25 protein-coding genes are annotated in these 22,084 nt (G+C 66.8%); 17 read left to right on the top strand and 8 right to left on the bottom strand.

The window, feature by feature from the left end:
- The first annotated feature begins 10 nt into the window (after positions 1 to 10).
- The 10 genes from hutC (at position 11) to PSV40_RS20035 (ending at position 7,978) form a co-directional block, all read left to right on the top strand.
- Positions 11 to 721 carry a histidine utilization repressor gene (gene hutC, locus PSV40_RS19990; RefSeq protein WP_300541173.1) on the top strand — a complete coding sequence of 237 codons (711 nt, stop codon included), beginning with the start codon at positions 11 to 13 and terminating at the stop codon, positions 719 to 721.
- A 46-nt stretch (positions 722 to 767) separates the two neighbouring features.
- Entirely contained in the window at positions 768 to 1,328 is a 561-nt protein-coding gene (locus PSV40_RS19995) for a HutD family protein (protein ID WP_300541175.1), read from the top strand.
- A complete protein-coding gene (gene hutI, locus PSV40_RS20000; RefSeq protein ID WP_300541176.1) occupies positions 1,325 to 2,539 on the top strand; it encodes an imidazolonepropionase in 1,215 nt (404 codons plus the stop codon). The genes PSV40_RS19995 and hutI overlap by 4 nt, the downstream gene beginning before the upstream one ends.
- 46 nt (positions 2,540 to 2,585) lie before the next feature.
- The gene (locus tag PSV40_RS20005; RefSeq protein WP_300541178.1) at positions 2,586 to 2,726 is read left to right on the top strand and encodes a hypothetical protein; all 141 of its coding nucleotides are present in this window, start codon (positions 2,586 to 2,588) and stop codon (positions 2,724 to 2,726) included.
- 4 nt (positions 2,727 to 2,730) lie between these two features.
- On the top strand, positions 2,731 to 3,483 hold the full coding sequence (locus PSV40_RS20010; protein WP_300541180.1) for an IclR family transcriptional regulator: 753 nt from the start codon (positions 2,731 to 2,733) through the stop codon (positions 3,481 to 3,483).
- A gap of 17 nt (positions 3,484 to 3,500) precedes the next feature.
- The gene (locus PSV40_RS20015) at positions 3,501 to 4,244 is read left to right on the top strand and encodes a transporter substrate-binding domain-containing protein (RefSeq protein ID WP_300541182.1); all 744 of its coding nucleotides are present in this window, start codon (positions 3,501 to 3,503) and stop codon (positions 4,242 to 4,244) included.
- Positions 4,245 to 4,275: 31 nt separating this feature from the next.
- Positions 4,276 to 4,944, top strand: a complete 669-nt coding sequence (locus PSV40_RS20020) for an amino acid ABC transporter permease (RefSeq protein ID WP_300541184.1) — start codon at positions 4,276 to 4,278, stop codon at positions 4,942 to 4,944.
- Positions 4,941 to 5,705: an amino acid ABC transporter ATP-binding protein gene (locus PSV40_RS20025; protein ID WP_300541186.1), complete on the top strand. Its 765-nt coding sequence runs from the start codon at positions 4,941 to 4,943 to the stop codon at positions 5,703 to 5,705. The genes PSV40_RS20020 and PSV40_RS20025 overlap by 4 nt, the downstream gene beginning before the upstream one ends.
- 97 nt (positions 5,706 to 5,802) lie before the next feature.
- A complete protein-coding gene (hutG, locus tag PSV40_RS20030) occupies positions 5,803 to 6,603 on the top strand; it encodes an N-formylglutamate deformylase (protein WP_300541188.1) in 801 nt (266 codons plus the stop codon).
- Positions 6,593 to 7,978 (top strand): formimidoylglutamate deiminase, encoded by a 1,386-nt coding sequence (locus PSV40_RS20035; RefSeq protein WP_300541190.1) that lies wholly within the window; start codon positions 6,593 to 6,595, stop codon positions 7,976 to 7,978. The genes hutG and PSV40_RS20035 overlap by 11 nt, the downstream gene beginning before the upstream one ends.
- Positions 7,979 to 8,073: 95 nt before the next feature.
- On the opposite strand, the gene PSV40_RS20040 is transcribed toward PSV40_RS20035, so the two are convergent.
- Complete coding sequence (locus PSV40_RS20040; protein ID WP_300541192.1) at positions 8,074 to 9,378, bottom strand: amidase; 1,305 nt, start codon at positions 9,376 to 9,378, stop codon at positions 8,074 to 8,076.
- A 305-nt stretch (positions 9,379 to 9,683) separates the two neighbouring features.
- Between PSV40_RS20040 and PSV40_RS20045 the strand changes: the two genes are divergently transcribed.
- The 6 genes from PSV40_RS20045 to PSV40_RS20070 all read left to right on the top strand — a co-directional run bounded on the left by PSV40_RS20045 (position 9,684) and on the right by PSV40_RS20070 (position 14,745).
- A complete protein-coding gene (locus PSV40_RS20045; RefSeq protein WP_300541194.1) occupies positions 9,684 to 11,123 on the top strand; it encodes a coniferyl aldehyde dehydrogenase in 1,440 nt (479 codons plus the stop codon).
- 52 nt (positions 11,124 to 11,175) lie between these two features.
- The gene (gene modA / locus PSV40_RS20050) at positions 11,176 to 11,958 is read left to right on the top strand and encodes a molybdate ABC transporter substrate-binding protein (protein ID WP_300541195.1); all 783 of its coding nucleotides are present in this window, start codon (positions 11,176 to 11,178) and stop codon (positions 11,956 to 11,958) included.
- 2 nt (positions 11,959 to 11,960) lie between these two features.
- Positions 11,961 to 12,626 carry a molybdate ABC transporter permease subunit gene (gene modB, locus PSV40_RS20055; protein ID WP_300541196.1) on the top strand — a complete coding sequence of 222 codons (666 nt, stop codon included), beginning with the start codon at positions 11,961 to 11,963 and terminating at the stop codon, positions 12,624 to 12,626.
- The gene (locus PSV40_RS20060; protein WP_300541197.1) at positions 12,623 to 13,789 is read left to right on the top strand and encodes an ABC transporter ATP-binding protein; all 1,167 of its coding nucleotides are present in this window, start codon (positions 12,623 to 12,625) and stop codon (positions 13,787 to 13,789) included. Before modB ends, PSV40_RS20060 begins: the two co-directional genes overlap by 4 nt.
- Before the next feature lie 70 nt (positions 13,790 to 13,859).
- Entirely contained in the window at positions 13,860 to 14,315 is a 456-nt protein-coding gene (locus PSV40_RS20065; RefSeq protein ID WP_300541198.1) for a YiiD C-terminal domain-containing protein, read from the top strand.
- A gap of 16 nt (positions 14,316 to 14,331) precedes the next feature.
- A complete protein-coding gene (locus PSV40_RS20070) occupies positions 14,332 to 14,745 on the top strand; it encodes a DUF2784 domain-containing protein (protein ID WP_300541199.1) in 414 nt (137 codons plus the stop codon).
- A gap of 97 nt (positions 14,746 to 14,842) precedes the next feature.
- Here the strand turns inward: PSV40_RS20070 and PSV40_RS20075 are convergent, their stop codons facing one another.
- On the bottom strand, positions 14,843 to 15,739 hold the full coding sequence (locus PSV40_RS20075) for a CAP domain-containing protein (protein WP_300541200.1): 897 nt from the start codon (positions 15,737 to 15,739) through the stop codon (positions 14,843 to 14,845).
- A 100-nt stretch (positions 15,740 to 15,839) separates the two neighbouring features.
- Positions 15,840 to 16,739: a helix-turn-helix transcriptional regulator gene (locus tag PSV40_RS20080; protein WP_300541201.1), complete on the bottom strand. Its 900-nt coding sequence runs from the start codon at positions 16,737 to 16,739 to the stop codon at positions 15,840 to 15,842.
- A gap of 95 nt (positions 16,740 to 16,834) precedes the next feature.
- Between PSV40_RS20080 and PSV40_RS20085 the strand changes: the two genes are divergently transcribed.
- Entirely contained in the window at positions 16,835 to 18,067 is a 1,233-nt protein-coding gene (locus PSV40_RS20085) for an MFS transporter (protein ID WP_300541202.1), read from the top strand.
- A 3-nt stretch (positions 18,068 to 18,070) separates the two neighbouring features.
- Here the strand turns inward: PSV40_RS20085 and PSV40_RS20090 are convergent, their stop codons facing one another.
- The 5 genes from PSV40_RS20090 to PSV40_RS20110 all read right to left on the bottom strand — a co-directional run bounded on the left by PSV40_RS20090 (position 18,071) and on the right by PSV40_RS20110 (position 22,041).
- Positions 18,071 to 18,634 (bottom strand): DNA-3-methyladenine glycosylase, encoded by a 564-nt coding sequence (locus tag PSV40_RS20090; protein WP_300541203.1) that lies wholly within the window; start codon positions 18,632 to 18,634, stop codon positions 18,071 to 18,073.
- A 7-nt stretch (positions 18,635 to 18,641) separates the two neighbouring features.
- Positions 18,642 to 19,547 carry a DMT family transporter gene (locus tag PSV40_RS20095; protein WP_300541204.1) on the bottom strand — a complete coding sequence of 302 codons (906 nt, stop codon included), beginning with the start codon at positions 19,545 to 19,547 and terminating at the stop codon, positions 18,642 to 18,644.
- Positions 19,548 to 19,558: 11 nt separating this feature from the next.
- A complete protein-coding gene (locus tag PSV40_RS20100) occupies positions 19,559 to 20,161 on the bottom strand; it encodes a DUF6064 family protein (protein ID WP_300541205.1) in 603 nt (200 codons plus the stop codon).
- 3 nt (positions 20,162 to 20,164) lie between these two features.
- Positions 20,165 to 21,067: an aldo/keto reductase gene (locus tag PSV40_RS20105; RefSeq protein ID WP_300541207.1), complete on the bottom strand. Its 903-nt coding sequence runs from the start codon at positions 21,065 to 21,067 to the stop codon at positions 20,165 to 20,167.
- A gap of 71 nt (positions 21,068 to 21,138) precedes the next feature.
- Positions 21,139 to 22,041, bottom strand: coding sequence for a sugar phosphate isomerase/epimerase family protein (locus PSV40_RS20110; RefSeq protein ID WP_300541208.1), 903 nt, complete (start codon positions 22,039 to 22,041; stop codon positions 21,139 to 21,141).
- Positions 22,042 to 22,084 lie beyond the last annotated feature (43 nt).

The following is a 22,084-nucleotide window of genomic DNA, read 5'->3' on the forward strand; positions in this document are numbered from 1 at the left end:
TCTACGGCTTATGGCAAAAACCCTGTTGCCTGCCTACGAGCAGGTCAAGGCCTTCATCAAGACGCGGATCAGCGCCGGTACCTGGAAGCCCGGCGACCCGGTGCCCAGTGAGGCGACGCTGGCGGCGCAGTTCGGCATCAGCCGCATGACGGCCAACCGTGCCCTGCGCGAGTTGACCGCCGAGGGCATGGTGACGCGTGTGCAGGGCTCCGGCACACGCGTGGCCGAGCTGCACCGCATCTCCTCCCGACTCACGATTCGCGACATTCATGAAGAAGTGGTCGAGCGCGGCCATGTGCACACCACCCGGGTGCTGATGGTGGAGGCCGAAAAGGCCAGCGCCGACCTCGCCAGGACGCTGGGCCTGCGCACGGGTGCCCGGATTTTTCACACCATGCTGGTGCATCTTGAAAACGGCGTTCCCATCCAGTACGAAGACCGCTACGTCAATCCGGCGGCGGCGCCCGATTTCCTGGAAACCGACTTCACGCTGACCACACCCACCCACCACCTGCTGCAACACGCACCGCTGACCGAGGCCAGTTATTCGATCGAGGCCTGCCTGCCCACGGCGCAGGAGGCCAGACAACTGGGCATCAAGCGCGGCGAGCCCTGCCTGGCCATGATGCGGCGCACCGTCAGCGGGGCCCATGTGGCCAGCGTGGCCCGGCTGATTTATCCCGGCACGCGTTACAGCTTTGCAGGACAATTTCAGGCATGAATGGTCACCTATTCCCAATGTGCACCCGTCAAGCGGAGGTCCCCCCATGAGCTGGCAAATCATCCCCCTGGAAGAGGTGGCGCCCACCGCCTGGCGCAACGGCGGCGGCATCACGCGCGAGCTGCTGGCCTGGCCTGTCGCGCAGGACTGGGACTGGCGCATCTCGGTGGCCGAGGTCGAAAAAAGCGGACCGTTTTCGCCTTATGAAGGGGTGCAGCGCTGGTTCGCCGTGCTGGGCGGTGCCGGCGTGCGGCTCACGCTGGACGGGCAAACGCGGGAGTTGACGCCGCAAGGTGAGCCGCTGTGTTTTGACGGCGCCCTGGCCTGCCATTGCGAACTGATCGACGGGCCCACCGAAGACTTCAACCTCATGATCAGGAAGGGGCGTGGCAGCGCGCGCCTGGTCCGCGTTCTGGGTGCGCTGGATGTGGAGGTCAAACCCGGCACACGCGTCGCCGTGTATGCCTGGGACGAGCCGGTGACCGTGCAGGTCAACAGGAAGTTTGTGACGGTGCCGCCGCACACCCTGGCCTGGCGTGTGCTGGCCGATGGGGCCTCGGTGCGCATCGAAGCAACAAGCGCGCTCTGGATGGAAATGGCCCGATGACGGTGCAGCTCTGGCGGCATTGCCGCGTGGCCACCTTGCAGCCCGCGCATCCTGCGCCTTACGGCCTGATCGAAGACGCAGCCCTGGTGCTGGAGGACGAACGCATCGCCTGGGTCGGTCCGCACCGCGAGTTGCCGGCGGACCTGGCGGCACGCTGCACGCGCGAGCATGATGCCGGCGGCGCGCTGGTCACGCCGGGCCTGATCGATTGCCACACCCATCTGGTCTACGGCGGCGACCGTGCGCAGGAATTCGAGTTGCGGCTGCAGGGCGCGAGTTACGAAGACATCGCGCGTGCCGGCGGCGGCATCGCCTCGACGGTGAAAGCCACACGTGCGGCGAGCGAGGATGAGCTGGAGGCGCAAAGCCGCAAACGCCTGTTGGCCCTGCTGGCTGAAGGTGTGACCACGCTGGAGATCAAGTCGGGGTACGGCCTCGCGCTCGAACATGAACGCAAGGCCTTGCGCGTGGCGCGTGCGCTGGGCCGCAGCCAGCCGGTCGAGGTGCGCACCACCTTTCTGGGCGCGCACGCGCTGCCGCCCGAATTCGCCGGCCGGCAGGATGCCTATGTGGACGAGGTGGTGCGCATGCTGCCGCTGCTGCATGCCGAAGGCCTGGTCGATGCGGTCGATGTATTTTGTGAACGGATTGCCTTCAACACGGCCCAGACCGAACGGGTGTTTCAGGCTGCGCATGCGCTGGGCTTGCCGGTCAAGCTGCACGCCGAGCAACTCAGCGACAGCGGCGGTGCGCAGCTCGCGGCGCGTTATGGCGCGCTCAGTTGCGATCACCTGGAGTGGCTGAGCGAGGCGGGTGCGGAGGCGATGGCCCAGGCTGGTAGCGTGGCGGTGCTGCTGCCGGGCGCGTTTTATTTCCTGCGCGAAACAAAAGTGCCGCCGGTGGCCCTGCTGCGCCAGCATGGCGTGGCGATGGCGATCTCGACCGACTGCAACCCCGGCAGCTCGCCCTGCACCTCGCTGCTGCTGATGCTCAACATGGCCTGCACGCTGTTCCGCCTGACGCCCGAGGAGGCGCTGGCCGGCGTGACACGCCACGCGGCGAAGGCGTTGGGGCTGTCCGACCGCGGCGTGCTTGCCCCCGGCTTGCGGGCCGACTTCGTGTTGTGGGATGTGGCTCATCCCGCGCAACTGGCCTATGCCATGGGCGCGAATCCGCGCCTGCAGACGGTGTTCAAGGGTGAGCTGGTATGAGTTTTGCGGCGCACCGCAGCACAAGGACGGCGTCAGGATAGTCGTGATGTCCGCCATCCTGACGGCGGACCCTGGTCACTGGATGATGAAACCGGGGTTGCGCTTTGCCAAAACTCAAAAAAGAGAGGGCTATTCCCAGCCAATGAGAAATTGTGTTTTACGCGTGCAGGCAAGAACCGGATACTGAAACGATGTCGCCTGATTCCCATGCTTCCCATGCTGTCTCCGCGGTTGATCGCGCGCTGGTGGTGCTTGCCACACTGGCGCAGCAAGGGCATCCATTGACAGCGACGGAGTTGGTGCGCAAGACGGGCCTGAGCCAGAGCACGCTTTACCGCCAGCTCCATGCCCTCAAACGCTGGGGTTTTGTTCTTGAAGTGGAGGGGCGGTACGCCCCCGGCCCGCTGAGCCTCCAACTGGCGCTGGGTTTCGACATGGCGTCCCACCTGGCCCAGCAGGCACGCCAGGACATGCAGGTGCTGGCGCAGCAGTCCCAGGAAAGTGTGGGTCTGATCGTCGCGGTGAACGGCCAGGCCATTTGCATCGAGATGGTCGAGAGCCGGCAAGCCCTGCGCTGCTCTTTTGAAAAAGGCCGCAGCGTCCCCCTGGAAAAAGGCGCTTCGGCGAAATGCCTGCTGGCGCACCTGCCCGAGGTGGCCCGGGACGCGGCTTTGGGTGCCACACGCGCCGGCCTGCCGCAGCCCGAACTGCTGGCCGAGCTGGACGCGATCCGCAAGGCCGGCTTTGCCGTCAGCCACGGGGAGGTGGATGCCGGTGTCTGGGGCGTCAGCGCACCCTTGTTCGCTATGGGACAACAAGCCGTCGGCGCCTTGACGCTCATGGCACCGAGCGTGCGCATCCAGGACAAACATTCCCCCCTGATTCAGATGACGGTGGTGACCGCCGCCCGCATTTCCCGAAGCTTGAGTACCTTGATTCATTAACCCCTGGAGAAAATCCCATGAACTTCCGCCGTCAATTTCTGCTTTCCTGCTTTGCCGTCCTTGGCCTGGGTGCTGTGAGCGCCCATGCGCAAGACGTCTTGCGCGTCGGTACCGATGCCACCTTCCCGCCCATGGAATACGTCGAGGCCGGCAAGCGCACCGGCTTCGACATCGAGCTGGTCGAGGCGGTGGGCAAGGTATTGAACAAGCGCGTCGAATGGGTCGATATCGATTTCAAGGGCCTGATCCCTGGGCTCATTTCCAAGCGTTTTGACATGGCGGTGTCAGCCATCTACATCACGGATGACCGCAAGAAGGTCGTCGATTTCACGGACTCGTACTACGCGGGTGGTCTGGTGGCCATGGTCAAGGAGGGCAACACCGGCATCAAGACGCTGGCAGACCTCAATGGCAAAAAGGTGGCCGTGCAGGTCGGCACCAAGTCGGTGTCCTACCTGGCCGCCAATCACCCGCAGGTGCAACTGGTGGAGGTTGAAAAAAACCAGGAGATGTTCAACCTGGTCGAGATCGGCCGCGCCGATGCTGCCGTGACCGGCAAGCCCGCAGCGTTCCAGTATGTGCGCACGCGCGGCGGCCAGCGCGTGCTGGAGCAACAGATCACGACCGAAGAGTACGGCATGGCGCTGCGCAAGGACAGCCCCGAGCTGACCCGGGCCGTCAACGGCGCACTGGCCAAACTCAAGGCCGATGGCACCTATGCACAGATCGTCAAAAAGTGGTTTAGCGGCACCACCAAGTAAACAGTAAGCCGTCAACCGCGGAGCGCATCAGATGGAACTTGATTTCTCCCCCGTGTGGGCTGGCTGGCGCAACCTGCTTCAGGGCGGTCTGGTCACCGTGGAAATTACCGCGGTGTCCCTGGCGCTCGGTTGCGTCATGGGGCTGCTGGTGGGGATAGGGCGTCTCAACCCGAAAAGGCGCGTGGTGTATGCGCTGTGCACCAGTTACGTGGCCGCGATTCGGGGGACGCCCTTGCTGGTGCAACTGTTCCTGCTGTTTTTCGGCTTGCCGCAGTTCGGCATCCTGCTGCCGGCCTTTGTCTGTGGCGTGATCGGCCTGGGCATTTACTCAGGCGCCTATGTGTCGGAGATCGTGCGCGGGGCCATCCAGTCGATTGACCGGGGCCAGATGGAAGCTGCGCGGTCCGTGGGCATGTCGTATGGCACGGCCATGCGCAGCATCATCCTGCCGCAGGCGCTGGTGCGCATGATTCCGCCGCTGGGCAACGAGTTCATTGCGCTGATCAAGAATTCGGCGCTGGTGTCCCTGCTGACCATTCACGACCTGATGCATGAGGGGCAGAAAATCATCAGCGTGTCCTACCGCTCGCTGGAGGTTTACCTCGCCATCGCGGTGATGTATTTTGTTCTGACCGGGCTGACCACGCTGGCGCTGCGCCACATCGAACAGCGACTGCGTGCGGGAGGCATGGTGCAATGAAAAACGAACAGGCGATTGTCAGCATACGCGGCTTGCGCAAGTCTTTTGGCGACCACGCCGTGTTGAAGGGCATCGATTTCGATGTCCAGCCCTCGCAGGTGGTGGTGGTCATCGGGCCCAGCGGGTCGGGGAAAAGCACTTTTTTGCGCTGTTGCAACGGGCTGGAGACACCCGAGCAGGGCCGTGTCGAGATCTGCGGGCGCACGCTGGTCGACGACGGCCGGATGCTAGGCGAGGTGGCGCTCAACCATTTGCGGGAAGACGTCGGCATGGTGTTCCAGTCTTTCAACCTGTTTCCCCACCTGCCGGTGATTGACAACATCACCGTCGGCCCGCGCAAGGTGCGCGGTGTTTCCAGGAAAGAGGCGGAGTCCGAAGCCATGGCGCTGCTCGAGAAGGTGGGCCTGGCCGAAAAGGCCCATGCCATGCCCGCCAGCCTGTCCGGCGGGCAAAAGCAGCGGGTGGCCATTGCCCGGGCGCTGGCCATGCAGCCCAAGGTCATGCTGTTTGACGAGCCCACTTCCGCGCTGGACCCCGAGCTGGTGGGGGAGGTGTTGCAGGTCATGAAGCTGCTGGCGAGCGAGGGCATGACGATGATGGTCGTGACCCATGAAATGGACTTTGCGCGCGAGGTGGGCGACGTCGTGGTGGTGATGGATGGCGGTGTGGTGATCGAAGCAGGGCCACCCGATATCATTTTCACCAACCCGGCGCAAACCCGAACGCGTGATTTCCTGCGTGCGGTCCTGTCCCGGAGCTGATCTTTTTTTTGTTCGTTGCCGCCCGGACTGGTTCCCTGTCGGCTTGGTGCCCTCGGTGCCCTGGGCGGCTTCGACTTGTTTTGAATGGTGAGCCTGTATGAGTTTTACCCTGCAACGCGGCAAGGTCCCCTTGCTGGTCAGCATGCCGCACACCGGTACCGACATTCCGCCGGAGCTGCAAGGCGACTACGCCGAACGCGCACTGGGCATGGAAGACACCGACTGGCATCTGCCGCGGCTGTACGACTTCCTGCCTGCGCTGGGCGCCAGCGTGATCACGCCGCGGTATTCGCGTTATGTGATTGACCTGAACCGCCCGCCCGACGATGCGCCCATGTACCCCGGTGCCTCGAACACCGAGCTGTGCCCGACGCATTTCTTCAACGGCGATCTCCTCTACAAGGAGGGCCGGGCACCCGACCCGGCCGAGCGCCTGCGCCGACGCGAAACGTACTGGCAGCCCTACCATGCGGCGCTGGCCGCAGAGCTGGCACGCCTGAAGGCGCAGCACGGTTTTGTGCTGCTGTGGGACGCACACAGCATCCGTTCCGAAATCCCCTGGCTGTTCGAGGGCCGCCTGCCGGACTTGAACATCGGCACGGCCAATGGCGCGGCGGCGGATGTATCCATCACCGACGCCGCGGCTGCCGCCTGCGCCGGGGTCGGCGGTGTGAGCAGCATCGTCAACGGCCGTTTCAAGGGCGGCTACATCACGCGGCAATACGGCCGGCCTGCCGAGCATGCGCACGCGGTCCAGCTCGAAAAATGCCAGAGCCTGTACATGCAGGAAGTGGCACCGTTTGCCTATGACGAAGCGCTGGCGCAAAAAATCCAGCCGGTGCTCAGGAACATGGTGGCGGGCAGCCTGGCCGCTGCCTGCAAGCTGTATGGCCGCTGAGGTGACACGTTATTTCGCACCCCAGGCCTGGGTGGACGGCGCCTGGACGCAGGATGTGCTGCTGGCGGTGGCGGCCGACGGCACCTGGGCCAGCATCGAGCCCAACGCGGTGGAGGAAGCGCAGCGCGGGGCGGTGCGCCTGGCCGGGCCGGTGTTGCCGGGGCTGGTCAACGCCCACAGCCATGCTTTCCAGCGCGCCATCGCCGGGCTGACCGAGCGGTCCATGGGCGGCGACGATGATTTCTGGAGTTGGCGCGACCGCATGTACAGCGCCGCGCTGCGCATCACGCCCGGGCAGCTTGAAGCCGTGGCGGCGCTGCTGTATGCCGAGCTGCTGCAGGCCGGCTACACGCAGGTCTGCGAGTTCCACTACCTGCACAACCATACCGATGGCCAGCCTTATGCCGACCCGCCGGCCATGTCGCTGGCGCTGGTGCGTGCCGCGCAGCGCGTGGGCATGGGCCTGACCCTGCTGCCCACGCTGTACATGCGTTCGGGTTTTGCGGCACACGGCCTGCGTGAGGACCAGCGGCGTTTTGCCTCCACGCCCGATTCGGTGCTGCGCCTGGCCGAGGAGGTGTTGCGCCAGGGCGGTCGCCATGTCAACACCGGCCTGGCCATCCATTCGCTGCGCGCCGTGGACGAGTCGGCGCTGCACGAGGTGGCAGCAGCGGCCCATGCACGAGGCATGGCGGTGCACATCCACATTGCCGAGCAGATGCAGGAGGTGCAGGATTGCGTCGCCGCACTGAGCGCACGGCCTGTCGAGTGGCTGCTTGCCCACGCACCGGTCGATGCACGCTGGAACCTGGTGCACGCCACCCAGTCCACCCCGGCCGAGCTGCAGGCTGTGCAAAAAAGCGGAGCGGCGATCGTGATTTGCCCCAGCACCGAGGCCAACCTGGGTGACGGTGTGTTTGACCTGCCAGCCTATGCGGCGGCGGGCGGCCACTGGTCCATAGGCTCCGACAGCCATGTCACACGCAGCTGGCAGGAAGAGCTGCGCCTGCTCGAATATTCACAGCGCCTGAGCCTGCGCCGGCGCAACATCGCGGGCCGCCTGCCGGCCAGCTCAAGCACGGCGGACAACCTGTTCAACGCTGCGCTGGCCGGCGGGCACGCCGCCACCTCGCTGCCGCTGGGCGGCATCGCGCCCGGCCAGCGTGCGGATTTTGTCGTCGTCGATACCGCGTCGCCGGCGCTGCTGGGCATTCCGGCCGATCACCTGCTGGACGCCATGGTGTTCTCCAGCCCCGATGCGCGTTTCAGCGAGGTGTTTGTGGCGGGGCGGCGCGTGGTCAGCGGCGGGCAGGTGGCCGGCTGGCCCGGGCTGGCCGCGGATTTCTCGCAGGCGATGAAGGCCTTGTGGGCTTGAGGTTTGTCATCCCGGACGCGATCAGGGATCCATGCCTGCAAACCAGAGCCGCCTGATTGTCACCATGGATTGCGGCTCAAGGCCGCAATGACAAGTCAGACAGGGTTGAGCAGCCCTTCCACCGCCGCGCCCAGCGCCAGCAGCTCGCGGTCGGCGCCGCGTTTGCCGACCAGCATGAGCCCCACCGCCAGCCCGCCGCCGCGCGGCAGCGGCAAGGTCAACGCCGGCAGGTCAAAGAAGTTGAAGACCGAGGGGTTGCGCAGCAGCAAGGCATTGGTGCGCAAAAACACGTCTTCGGCCAACACGTCGTTGATGCGCGGCGCCAGCAGCGGCACGGTGGGCAGCACCAGTGCATCGAGATCTGTCAAGCGCGCGTCGAGTGCAGGCAGCAGCGCGGCACGGGCCTGCTGGATGCCGACATAAGTCGCCGCATCCAGCGTCTGGCCGCGGCGGATGCGCCCCAGCACGATGGGGTCGTAGTCGTCGGGCTGGCTATCGACCCAGTCACGGTGAATCCACGCCGCCTCGGCGGCCACCAGGGTGCCGCGCTCCTGCAGGCGAAAGGGTTCGCCAAGCAAGTCGTCGAGGGCTTCATCGCGGACCTGGGCGCCAGCGCCCGCGAGTTGCGCCAGGGCTTGTTCCACGGCGGCCAGCACCTCGTCCTGCGCCTGGCTGAACAGAAGGCCGCGCGGTACGCCCAGGCGCAGGCCGCGTACATCGCGCTGCGGCAGGGGTTCATTCGCGATGCCGGCCAGCACGCTGTCGGTGGCGGCGGCGTCCGCCACGCTGCGGCACAGCGGTCCCAAGGTGTCCAGGGTGAAGGACAGCGGAAAAGCGCCTTCGCGCGTGACCCGCGCCTGGGTCGGCTTGAAACCCACCAGGCCGTTGAGCGCCGAGGGGATACGCACCGAGCCGCCGGTGTCCGAGCCGATGGCGATCTCGGCCATGCCGCGCGCCACCGACACGCCCGCGCCCGAGGACGAGCCGCCCGGGATTCGGCTGATGTCCAGTGCGTTGCCGGGTGTGCCGTAATGCGGGTTGATGCCGACGCCCGAGAAGGCGAACTCGGTCATGTTGGTTTTGCCGATGATGACGGCGCCGGCCGCACGCAGGCGGCTGACCACCACGGCATCTTTGGTCGCCGGCGCGGCATCGCGCAGCAGGGCCGAGCCGGCGGTGGTGGCTTCGCCGGCCACGTCGAACAAGTCCTTGATCGAGACGATGCGGCCGTCCAGCGGGCCCAGCGGCTGGCCGCTGGCGGCACGCCGGTCGGCGGCCAGCGCGGCCGTGCGGGCGGCGTCGGCGTACAGCCGCGTGTAAATGCGCCGGCCTTCATCGCCGGCGGCTGCAATTGCGGCCAGCGCCGCCTCGAGTTTCTGGGTGGAAGTGGTCGTGTTCATGGGGCCTTACCTTAACCCATTGCGGTGGTGCTTGCCGTGCGGGGCGGACTGCGCAGTACTGTCGGTTGCTATGAAAGTGATAGCTTCTAGCGTCCGTGTATACGGGGCTGGAGGCACTTTTTGCTTGCAAAAATCGGCCGCCAGCCCTGATACTGTTCATATACCGTTCGGGCTGAGCCTGTCGAAGCCTTGCAGCCCTTCGACAGGCTCAGCGTGAACGGAGCTAACTGAGCAGCATTGCTGCCAGCCGCGAAAGGGTAGATCCGGACCACCCCGGAAAGCGTATTGCGGCCTATCATCGCCGGATGAACGCCTTCACCCCCTCTGCCGCCGTCACCGAACTTTCCCTTCGTTCCCTGTTTGACGCCCAGCACCGCGCCAGCCGCGCCCAGGTCGAGGTGCCGCTGGCCTTGCGCCGGGACAGGCTGCAACGCATGCGCCGCCTGCTCGATGAGCACGGCGCGGCGCTGGCGCTGGCCGTGCAGGCCGACTTCGGCGTGCGTTCGCCGCAGCTGACCGAAATTGCCGACATGTTTGTGCTGCGCACCTTGCTGTCGCACACGCTGAAACATCTGCCGAAGTGGGTCAAGCCGGTGAAGGTGTCCACGCCGATCTACCTGCAGCCGTCGAGCGCCTGGTTGCAGCGCCAGCCCCTGGGCGTGGTCGGGGTGATCTCGCCCTGGAACTACCCGGTGCAACTGGCGCTGGCGCCGGCCATCACGGCCCTGGCGGCGGGCAACCGCGTCATGCTCAAGCCGAGCGAGCTGACGCCGCGCACCTCGGCCCTCATGGGGCAGCTGATTGGCCAGGCGTTTGCGGCCGACGAGTTCTGTGTGGTCGAGGGCGACGCCGCGCTGGCGGCGGCCTTCACCCACCTGCCTTTTGACCACTTGGTGTTCACCGGCTCCACCGCCACCGGGCGCAAGGTGGCCGAGGCCGCCGCCGCCAACCTGACGCCCACCACGCTGGAGTTGGGCGGCAAGTCGCCGTGTATCGTCGACGCGTCCAGCGACTTCGACAGCGTGGCCCTGAAAATTGCGCACGGCAAGCTGCTCAACGCCGGGCAGACCTGCATTGCGCCCGACTATGTACTGGTGCCCGAGGGCAGGGAAGCCGCTTTTGGCGAAGCCTTTGCCGGCGCCGTTGCCAGGCTGTTTCCCACCATCGCCGGCAACCCCGACTACGCGGCCATCATCAGCCCGCGCCACCACGAGCGCCTGCAGGCGCTGCTGGCCCAGGCCGAAGGCGAGGGCGCGCGGCTGCAGGTGCTGAACCCGGGCGGCGGGGTCGCCGACCAAGCCTCGCGCCAGATGGCGCCGGTGCTGGTGTTCGGCACCACACTGGCCATGAAGCTGATGGACGAGGAAATTTTCGGCCCGGTGCTGCCGGTGCTGCCGTATGCCACGCTGGACGAAGCCATCGGCTACATCAACGACCGGCCACGTCCGCTGGCCCTGTACTGGTTCGGCACCGACACGGCCGCGCGGGACGCGGTGCTGGCGCGCACCGTGAGCGGCGGCGTGACGGTCAACGACACGCTGATGCACATCGCCCATGACAACCTGCCCTTTGGCGGCGTTGGCGACAGCGGCTGGGGTGCCTACCACGGCGAAACCGGCTTCCTGCGTTTCACCCAGCAAAAACCGGTGCTGGTGTCGTCAAAGTGGGCGCGCGGCGACTTGTTCTACCCGCCGTATGGCAAACGTTTCGACCAGATCATGGGGCTGCTCAAACGCTGGTTGTAAAGCGTTCGTCGGCCCTTGTCTTTTTCGGCAGGCGGGAAGGGATAATCAAACGATGTTTCTGAAAGCGTTCATCACGACCCTGTGGCTCAGTGCCGCCATGGGCCTGGGTGGCCTGCCGGGCCGCGCGCAGGCGCAGCCCGTGATCGTGGCGGCGTCGGACCTGAAGTTCGCGCTGGAGGAAGTGGCTGTTCTGTTCGAGAAGGAAAAAAAGCACAAGCTTCGCCTGGTATTCGGCTCGTCGGGCAACTTCTATTCGCAGATCCTGCAGGGCGCGCCTTTCCAGATGTTTCTCTCGGCCGACGAGGATTTTGTGTTCAAACTGGCGGACGCCGGCAGGACGCGTGACCGCGGCAGGCTGTATGCGCTGGGCCGCATCGGTATCTTGGTGCCGCATGGTTCGGTCCTGAAGGCCGACAGTGAACTGAAGGACCTGGCGGCGGCGCTGAAAGACGGGCGGCTGCAGAAATTCGCCATCGCCAACCCCGATCACGCCCCTTATGGCGCCCGGGCCAGAGAGGCGCTGCAACACGCCGGCCTGTGGAGCCAGGTGCAGCCGCGGCTGGTGCTCGGTGAAAACATCTCCCAGGCCGCGCAGTTTGCCTCTTCGGGGGGAGCCCAGGGCGGCATCATCGCGCAGTCGCTGGCGTTGGCGCCCAGTGTGGGCAGGCTGGGCACGTTTGCGCTGATTCCCGACAGCTGGCACCAGCCGCTGCGCCAGCGCATGGTGCTGCTGAAAAATGCCGAGCCGGCCGCGCAGGCGTTTTACGACTTCATCGGCACGCCGGCCGCGCAGGCGGTGATGGGCCGCTACGGCTTTGTCATGTCCAAAGAGTAGGCATGGACTGGTCCGCCCTTTTTCTCTCGCTCAAGCTGGCGGCCGTCACGCTGGTGATCCTGCTGCCCGCCGGCGTGCTGACCGGACGCTGGCTGGCCTACACCGGCTTTCGCGGCAAGGCCTGGGTGGAGGCCGTGGTGGTCTTGCCGCTGGTGCTGCCGCCTACCGTGCTGGGTTATTACCTGCTGGTGTCGCTGGGTGGCGCCTCGCCCATCGGGCAGTGGGCGCGGCAGTGGCTGGGGGTCGAGCTGACCTTCAACTTCCTGGGGCTGCTGATCGCCTCGCTCGTGTTCAACATTCCCTTCATGGTGCAGCCGGTGCAGCGCGCCTTCGAGGCTGTGCCCCGCAACCTGGCTGAAGCCGCCGCCGTCAGCGGCCTGGGCGGCTGGCAGACCTTTCGCCTGGTGGAGCTGCCGCTGGTCTGGCCCGGCGTGTTGTCGGCCATGGTGCTGACCTTTGTGCACACGCTGGGTGAGTTCGGCGTGGTGCTGATGGTGGGCGGCAGCATTCCGGGTGAAACCCGCACGATCGCCATTGCCATCTACGACCAGGTGCAGGGGTTCAACCTGGCGGCGGCCAACCAGATGTCGCTGGCCTTGCTGCTGCTGTCGCTGCTGGCGGTCGGTTTTTCCTTTGTCGCGTCGGCCCGGCTGGTGCGTCGTCCATGAGCGCCCCGGCAAGCAGGGCACTGGTGGTTGAGGTGGAACAGGCCCAGCCCATGGTCCTGTCGGCGCAGTTTCGCTGCGCGCCCGGCGAGATGCTGGCGCTGGTGGGGCCGTCGGGTGCGGGAAAAACATCCATGCTGCGCATCATGGCCGGACTCATGCGTCCGGCGCACGGGCGCGTGCTGGTGGGCGAGCAGGTCTGGTGCGACACCGCCGGTGGCGTGTTTGTGCCGCCGCAACAACGCCATGTCGGCCTGGTGTTCCAGAACTATGCGTTGATGCCGCACCTGAGCGCCCTGGACAACGTGGCGCTGGCGCTGCTGCACTTGCCGCGCGAGCAGCGCCGCGAGCGCGCGCGGCACTGGCTCGACCATGTGCGCCTGACGCCCGGGCAGCAGGCGCGCCGGCCCGCGCACCTGTCGGGCGGCGAGCAGCAGCGTGTGGCGGTGGCGCGGGCGCTGGCACGCGAGCCGGCACTGCTGCTGCTGGACGAGCCTTTTTCCGCGGTGGACCAGATGAGCCGCCACGGCCTGTATGCCTTGCTGGCCGAACTGCGGCGCGAGCTGGACATCCCCATCGTGCTGGTCACGCACGATCTCAACGAGGCGCGCCTGCTGTGCGACCAGCTGGTGGTGATCGACGCCGGGCGCGTGTTGCAGCAGGGCGCGCCGGCCAGCATCCACCGCGCGCCGCGCAACGCCCGGGTGGCCGACCTGGTGGGTATCCAGAACCGCTTTCACGGCGTGTGGCTGGGGCCGGACGAAACATCGGGCGAAACATCGGGTGAGGGGGGCTGGGGCCTGCTGCGCTGGACCGACGGCACGCCAGGCGGCGCTAAGGAAGAAGGGCGCAGCACCGTGCTGCGCGTGCGCGACAAGGGCCGCCTGGATCCGGGCCAGGCCGTGAGCTGGGTGATTCACGGCGAAGGCATTCACCTGCCGGGCGCCCCGTCGCAGGCACCCGGCGACTTCTGCGCCACCGTGGCCGAGCTGCGCCATCTGGGGGAGATCACGCTGGTGACGCTGTTGCTGGAGCCGGCCCCCGGCGCGTCGCTGCGGCTCACCTTGTCCGGACCGCAAGCGGCGCCTCTCGCTCCCGGGCAGCGCACCTGTGTGCGGCTCGACCTGGCGCTGGTGCATGTGATGCCGGTGCGCAACGCCGGGTAAGCGAAATCACGGGGCGAGGCTGGCCCCGGACTGCTACGCTTCGCTTCTGGCAGACAACTGAAAGGACGCCATGTCCCCCGCCGAACTTGAAACCTATCTCCACGCGCACATCCCGCTGTCCCGGGCCATGCAGGTCAGCGTGGTGCAGGCCGCGCCGCAAGCGGTGGTGCTCAGCGCGCCGCTGGCGCCCAACATCAACCACCGCGACACCGTGTTCGGCGGCAGTGCGTCGGCCGTTGCCATCCTGGCCGCCTGGTCGCTGCTGCACACGCGCCTGAGCGCCGAAGGCCTGGCCAGCCGCCTGGTGATCCAGCGCAACACCATGTCCTACGAGCAGCCCATAGCGGGCACTTTCACCGCGACGGCCGCCGCGCCGGACGCTGAAGCCTGGCAGCAGTTCCTGCGCGTGTTCCGGCGCAAGGGCAAGGCGCGCATCACGGTGGTGTCGGTGCTGCATTTTGCGGGCGAGGTGGCGGGGCGCCTCGAGGGCGAGTTTGTGGCGCTGGGGATGGATCAGCCGGCCTGAGCTGTTGAGTTGCCCCATGCGCGCCGACATTCCCTACGCCTTGCTCGCCGACATCGTGCTCACGCTGCATGTCGCCGTCGTGGCCTTTGTGGTGGGCGGCCTGGTGCTGGTGCTTGCCGGCAACCTGCGGGGCTGGCGCTGGGTCAACGCCCTCTGGTTCCGGCTGGCGCACCTGGCGGCGATCGGGGTCGTGGTGGCCGAAACCTGGCTGGGCACGTTGTGTCCGCTGACCACGCTGGAGATGTGGCTGCGTGAGCAGGCCGGTGTGGCCGGCTACGGCGGCGGCTTCATCGAACACTGGTTGCAGCGTGTCCTGTACTACGAAGCGCCGTGGTGGGTGTTTGCCGTCGGCTACTCGCTGTTTGGCCTGCTGGTTGTGGCGACATGGATTCGTTTTCCACCGGAGCGCCGCCGGGACAAGCGGTGTTAGCTCTTCTTTTGATAGCTGCCGGCGCTTGCTGCGTAAGGGCTGAGGCCTATTTTTCTGTGCAATGCCGGATGAACACCGCCGGTGGCCGACTCGTCCGCTATCTGGCCGTCCCGAACACCTTCACCCAGTAGATGCCCGCGCTGCTGCTGTTGTTCACCGCAAAGGCACTACCCATCTCGGTGTAGTCCGGCGACATCACGTTGGCGCAATGCTCGGGGCTACCGAGCCAGTCCTGCATGGCGGCTTCGGCCTGGGTGTGGCCGGCGGCGATGTTTTCGCCAATGTGGCGCCAGCGGTAGCCGCCGCTGCTGGCGCGTTCTTCCACATGGTTGCCATCGCGGCCGGCGTGGTCGAAGTAGTTGTGGCGGGCCATGTCGGCGGCGTGGGTGGCGGCGATGGCCTGCAGTCTGGGGCTGAGATGCACCGGGCGCGTTGCGGGGAAAGACTCGGAGCCGCAGCGGCGCGGCTTGGCGCGGGCTTCGTTGACCAGGGCCAGTACACGCGACTCCACGTCAGCGGCCTGCGCAGCGCTGGGGGGCAGGAAGGGCGCGGCCACAACGATCCAGGTTTGGGCGGCATGCTGGTGAAAGCCGGCTTCGGTCAAATCGGCCTGGGTGAGCACGCTGCATGAGGTGCCCAGGCTGGCCCGCGTCAGCAGGGTGGCGCCCGCACCGCGCAGGATGATTTGCGCCCCGCTCACCGCGCGGTAACCGGCGGCTTTCAGCGCTTCGTCCAGCCTGTCACCGCTGGACAGGCGGGTAGCGGCGGCCGACAGCGCGGCGTTCTCGCGCAGGGGGGCTGCCTTGCCGGGTTGCCCTTCGCAGCCTTGCTGCCGCACCGCGTTGATGTCGCGCAGCAGGCCCGGTTGACCGGCGCTGTCTGCATGCGCCTGGGCGTGCGCCTGCCCGGTGGCGGCCAGCAGGACCAGCGCCAGAGCCCTTGCGGCGTTACGCCATGTTTCACGTGTTTTCACCAGGGTGCAGACAGAGTTCATTCGCGCATGGTAGCGGTTTACCGTTGCCCGGCGCGCCGCAGGGGGCTTCAGGCTCAGTCTGCTATTGATTCAATAGCTTCTAGCGTAGGCTTGACAAGGGCTAGAGCCCGCTTTTGTTTTGAAAATGGCTCGGCGACTGGCCCATGGCCGCCTTGAACATGGCTGAAAACGCGCTGTCGCTGGCGTAGCCGCTGGCGGCGGCCACCTGGCTGACGGACTGGCCGCGCGCCAGCAGGGGCAGGGCGTGGGCCAGCACGGCCTGCTGGCGCCACTGCTGGTAACTCAGGCCCAGCTCATCGCGAAACAGCCGCGCCACTGTGCGTTCGCTGGCGCCTATGTCCGCGGCCCACTCGGCCAGCGTGGCGCGTTCGGACGGTGCGCGCAGCACCGCTTCGCACAGGGCGCGCAGGCGCTTGTCGCCGGTTTGCGCATTCGGCAGGGGCACGCCCAGCACCTGGGTGTCGGCGTGCAGGAGTTCGTCCAGCACCAGGCGGGTCAGCAATTGCTCACGCGGCAGGTTCAGGGGGACGGTTTTTCCGCCGGGCCGCCCCAAGGAAAAATGCGCCCCCTCGGGGGGCAGCGAAGCGTGGGGGCCGGTGTTGTCCAGTGCATGGATGGTTTCACGCAGCAAGGCAGAGACAACGATCACGCGGCAGTCTTGCCAGTTCTCCGGCGTGGCACTGGCGTCGATGTACAGCGTGCGGAACTCCGCAGCTTCGAGCACGGTGATGTGGTGCTGCGCGCCCGGCGCAATCCACACCGCGCGCGAGGGCGGCACGATGTAGGCGACTTCATCGGCCTTGTGGCGGCTCTGCCCGGCCGTGACCTGCACGATGCCGCTGGCGCAGTAGGCCAGTTGCGCCCAGGCATGGGCATGCGGCTCGAAGTGCGAATCCACCGGCATGGAACGCGCCCGCACGCGCACCGGGCGTTCGCGGCTGGGCGTGAAGGGGTCGGTGTCGCCGACCGGCATGAAGTGAAGACGCGGCTTGCGGGTCATGGGCTAAAGGGTGGTCGGCGTGTTTTGTCTGAAATTCGCTGAATGATGGCTTTTTGTCGCATTTCAGAAGCCTGCGCCGATACTACGATGGCGCCATGAATACATCAAGCACCCTCCCGGGCTCCGGCATTGTTCCCTTGCGCAGCGATGCCAGCGTCATTGGCCTGGTCGGGCTGGCGCACTTGATCAGCCATTTCAGCCAGCTGCTGCTGGCGCCGCTGTTTCCCTGGCTCAAGGACGAGTTCAACGTCAGTTATGCCGAGCTGGGGTTTTTGATGACGATTTTTTTCGTGGTGTCCTGCGCCGTTCAGGCCCTGTCCGGGTTCTGGGTGGACCGCTTCGGCCCGCGGCCAATTCTGTTCGCCGGCCTGAGCCTGCTGGGCATCGCGGCCTTCGGTTATTCGGTCAGCACCAGCTACTGGATGATGGCCGGCTTCGCGGTGCTGGCCGGTGTCGGAAACGGCGTGTTTCACCCGGTGGACTACACGCTGCTCAACCGCAAGGTCAGCGCGCCGCGCCTGGGCCACGCCTACAGCGTGCACGGCATCACCGGCAGCCTGGGCTGGGCGCTGGCGCCGGCCCTGGTGGTGTCCCTGACGTTTGCGTATTCCTGGCGGGTGGCACTGGCGGCCGCCGGCGTGCTGGCTTTTGCCGTGCTGGCCGTGTTGCTGCTGCATCGCGACAAGCTGACGATCAGGATAGCCCCGCCCGTCAAGGGCGCGCCGGCGGCCGACAGCTCGCTGGGCTTTCTGAAGATTCCGGCGGTGTGGATGTGTTTCGCCTTTTTCTTCTGGTACGCCATCGTGCTCAGCGTGGTGCAGGCCTTCGCGCCCGAAGCCGCACGGCAACTGCACAACGTGCCGCTGGGCCTGGTGGCCATGTGCCTGACGATTTACATGGTGTGCAGCGCGGGCGGCATGGTGCTGGGCGGCTTCCTCGCGTCGGACCCGGCGCGCTGCGAGCGCATCGTGGGCGCCGGCTTCGGGCTCGCGGCGGTGGTGGCGCTGTTGCTGGCCCTGGGCAGTTTTCCGGCGTGGATGGTGCCGGTGCTGTTTGGCGCCATGGGGTTTGCCTCGGGCATCGCCGGGCCGTCGCGCGACCTGCTGGTCAAACGTTCGACGCCCGACAACGCCTCGGGCCGCGTCTACGGCGTGGTCTACGCGGGCCTGGACATCGGGCAGGCGGTCTCGCCGCTGATCTTCGGCGTGATGATGGACCACGGGCAGTTCCGCGGCGTGTTGCTGGGCCTGGCGCTGATGCAGGGTGTGCTGATTGCCAGCGCCTTCAATGTGCGGCGGGTGCGGCGCACGCCGCTGATGGTGGCGTGAGTCCTACCTGAAGGGCCGGCTCAGAAAGGGCGAGCCGGCCAGGCCGAAACGCCAGGGCTGGTCCACCGCTTTGGAAATGCCTATGCGCGGGCCGCTGACCACCTTGACCTTCGGCGGCGCGGGCAGCCACTCGAACGGCGGCGCGGTCACCGGCAGGCCGTTGTGTTCCCGCGTGATGCCCAGCGCCTGGCCCACGCGGCCGGGCCCGGCGCAGAGCAGCCGCACATCGCCCAGCCCGCGCCGCGCACGCATGGTGTCCAGCCCGGCCACGGGTTCGATGGCGCGTACCAGCACCCCCGCGCCGTGGCCTGCTTCGCGGCAGACGATGTTTATGCACCAGTGGATGCCGTAGGAGCGGTAGACATAGGCATGGCCGGGCGGGCCGAACATGGCGGCGTTGCGCGGTGTCGGGCCGGCAAAGCTGTGCGAGGCCGGGTCGTCGCGGTCGTAGGCCTCGGTCTCAACGATGATCCCGCCCACGCCATCGACCAGCAGCGTGACGCCTATCAGCCGGCGCGCGACCGACGGCGAGGAGGCCATGAAATCGATGGATGTGCTGCTGCCCATGCCGTCCTCAGTCCGGCGGTGCCGCAGCGGCGGCCGCGGGCAAACGCCGTTTCTCGCTGACCAGCACATACAGGCCCGAGCCGATCAGCAGCGCGATGCCGAACCAGGCCAGTGTGTTCGGCACCTCGCCCCACACCGCGTAGCCCAGCACCAGCGCAAACAGCAGGCCGCTGTAACGAAAGGGCGCGACCAGCGTCATCTCGCCGTGGCGCATGCTGCTGATGATGAAGTAGTAGCCGCCGGTCAGGAACACGCTGGCCAGGCCCAGGAGACCGAACTCGAACAGGCCGAAGGGCCGCCAGCCCTGCAGCAGCGAGCCCACGCCCGACACCACGGTGACCGCCACCGCAGTGGCCAGCGTGATCAGGATGGACGGGATGCCGGCGTGAATGCGGCGCGTCATCAGGTCGCGCGCCGCATGGAACAGCGTGCCCAGCAGGCAGACCAGCGCCCAGCTGTTGAAACCCTGGGCACGCGGCTGGATCACCAGCAGGACACCGAGAAAGCCGGCACCGACGGCCAGCCAGCGTGCGCCGCGCACCCGCTCGGCCATGAAGAGCGCGGCAAACATGGTCATGAACAGCGGCGCCGCCAGGTTGATGGCGGTGGCGTTGCCGATGGGCAGGTGAAACAGCGACCCGAGGTACAGCATGGTGGCGGTCGCATCGACCAGGGCACGGACGGCGACCCAGCCGCGTGTGGCCTCGCGCAGGCGGGTGGTGGCGCCCAGCGCATGGGCGACGGCCAGCACCAGCAGCACCGACATGGCGCCGCGGACGAAGATCAGCTGCGCGCTGGGCATGCTCTGGCTGGCGAACTTGACCAGCGCGTCGTTGGTGACGAAGCAGCCCATGGCGCCGACCATGCAGACAATGCCGCGTCGGTTGGCGGCGGCGGAAGTGCTCAGGGTCATGGCGGGGGTGTTCAATTCACAAAAGTCCAGGCTGTCGCCGCACCCAGCAACAGGCAAAGCAGGGGAATGGGGAAAAGCAGGGCGCGGCCCGTCCGCGAGGCCGGTCGTCCGCTGAGCAGCAGCAGGCCCAGCGTGAGCGGCGCGGTCGGCTCGGGTGCCATGCCGAAGGTTTCGGCCTGCTCCCAGGGGCGGCCGGCGGCCAGTCCCCACAAGGGATACAACAGGCCGGCCACAGCGAGCAGCCCGCCCAGGCCAAGCGCGGCCGGTCCCGGGGATGCAGCCGTGTGCTTGCGCATCAGGCCCATGCCGGCCAGCAACACCGCCTGCACAGCAAAGGCCAGCGCCACATACTGCGCCGCCCAGTTGATGGTGGCGTAACGCTCCCAGAGGAAAGCCCAGCCCACCCACAACCAGATGGCTGAGAGTCCAAAGGCGACCCAGCGAAAGGCGTGCGTGCGACGGGTGGCGGTCAGCCAGAGCGCGGCCAGGCCGGCCGCCAGCAGCGGCAGATGCAAGGGCCAGAAGTCGCGGTTGTAGAGCTCGACGAGACGCCAGTAGGTCCTGGGCGAAAACATCAGGAAGTCCGACAGCGTGTAGGTCCACCACTCCGACATGGTTCAGAGCCTGGCCACATGGTCGGCCATGCGCTGGCGCAAGGCCGCGTCCGGCAGGCGGCCGCGCGACGCGCCCATGTTCTCGCGGAGGTGGGCAGGATTGCCGGTGGCCGGAATGGCGCAGGTGACCGCCGGGTGCGAAACGATGAACTTCAGCGCGAACTGCGCCCAGCTCGTGCAGTCGATCTCGCCGGCCCAGGCCGGCAGCGGGTGGCGCTGCAACTGGCGCAGCAGCGCGCCTTCGCGAAACGGCCGGTTCACCAGCACCGCGATGCCGCGCTCGCGCGCCAGCGGCAGCAGGCGCTGCTCGGCCTCGCGGTCCAGCAGGTTGTAGCTGAGCTGCACAAAGTCGATGCGCTGGCTGCGCATGATCTGTTCGAACTCGCCGTGGCGCCTTCCCTCGGAGGTGGTGATGCCGACATAACGCAACTGCCCGGCGGCTTTCATGGCCTGCAGCAGCGCCAGCTGTTTCTCCCAGGCCAGCAGGTTGTGCACCTGCAGCAGGTCGAAACGCGGCACCTGCCAGAGCTTGCGCGAGGTTTCGATCTGCGCGGCGCCGTCCGAAGAGGTCCAGACCTTGTCGGCCGAAAACACGGTGGATTGGGCTCGGAGCTTCTGCAGGGCCTCGCCGATCACGCCCTGCGAGGAGCCGTACATCGGCGAGGAATCGATCAGCTTGCCGCCGGCTGCAAAAAACTGCCGCATGACCTCGATGCACTGCTCGCGTGCCTGTCTGTCGTTGCCGACATTGAACGTGATCCAGCTGCCGAGTCCGATCACCGGAATCTGCTCGCCCGAGGAAGGAATGGGCCTCGTCAGGGGCTGCGGCTGGGCAGGGGTTTGTGCGAACGCGCCTGCCGCGCCGAGGGCGGGAACAAGCTGCAGCAAAAGGTCGCGGCGTCTCATGGGCTTACCGTATCACATGGGGCGCCGCGTGGCGGGTCGGTGGCGCCCAAACCCTGAAGCGAAGCCGGGCTTCAGACGGCGCTGCGGTGCCGGGCGATGCAGGTGTCCAGCACCTCGGCCGACTCGCGCTGCCACCAGTTGCCGGACGAAAAAATCTCGACCTCGCTGTAGCCGGCAAAACCCTGGTCCTCCATCCATCCGCGAATCTTCGGGATCTCAATCACGCCGTCGCCCATCATGCCGCGGTCGTTGAGCAGGTCGGTGGTCGGGGTCAGCCAGTCGCAGACATGGAAGGCCATCAGGCGGTCCTTGCCGGCGCGCTGGATCTGCGCTTCAAGCTTGGGGTCCCACCAGACGTGGTACACGTCCACCGCCACACCCAACGCGGCTTGCTGCGTTTTCCCGTCTTCGCCGGTGCGGATCGGGTCGAGTGCGTCGCAGACGTCCAGTGCCTGCTCCATGGTGTTGATGCAGGCGCGGTCGGCGGCGTACATCGGGTGCAGCGGCTCGATGGCCAGCGGCATCTTGCTGGCTTTGGCGTACTCCAGCAGTTCGGCAATGCCGTCGCTGACCTGGCTGCGCGACAGCGCGATGTCCTTGTGCGCGGCCTGGCCGGCCAGCGCGCCGGGCAGGGCGCCGACCACCAGCACCAGGCAGGCGGCGTTGAGTTCGCAGGCTTCGTCCACTGCGCGGCGGTTGTCCTCACGCGCGGCTTTGAGGCCTGCGGCGTCTGCGGCCGGAAACATGCCGCCGCGGCAATAGCCCGACAGTTCCAGGCCATGGGTCTTGACCAGTTTCGAGATGGCCGGCAGGCCGGCAGCCGCCACCTGGTCGCGCCACGGCGAGATCGCCCGGATACCGCGTTGTGCGCAGGCCTCGATGATGTCGGTCAGCGGCTGCTCGACACCGCGGCTTTTGCGGACGGTCGCGGTGTTGATGGAGAGCCAGCGGTGGTCGGTGGAGAAGTCGCGCATTGTGTTCCTGGTGTTTGTCATTCCGGGCTCGACCCGGAATCCA

Source organism: Polaromonas sp., from assembly GCF_029945925.1.
Taxonomy (GTDB): Bacteria; Pseudomonadota; Gammaproteobacteria; order Burkholderiales; family Burkholderiaceae_C; genus Polaromonas.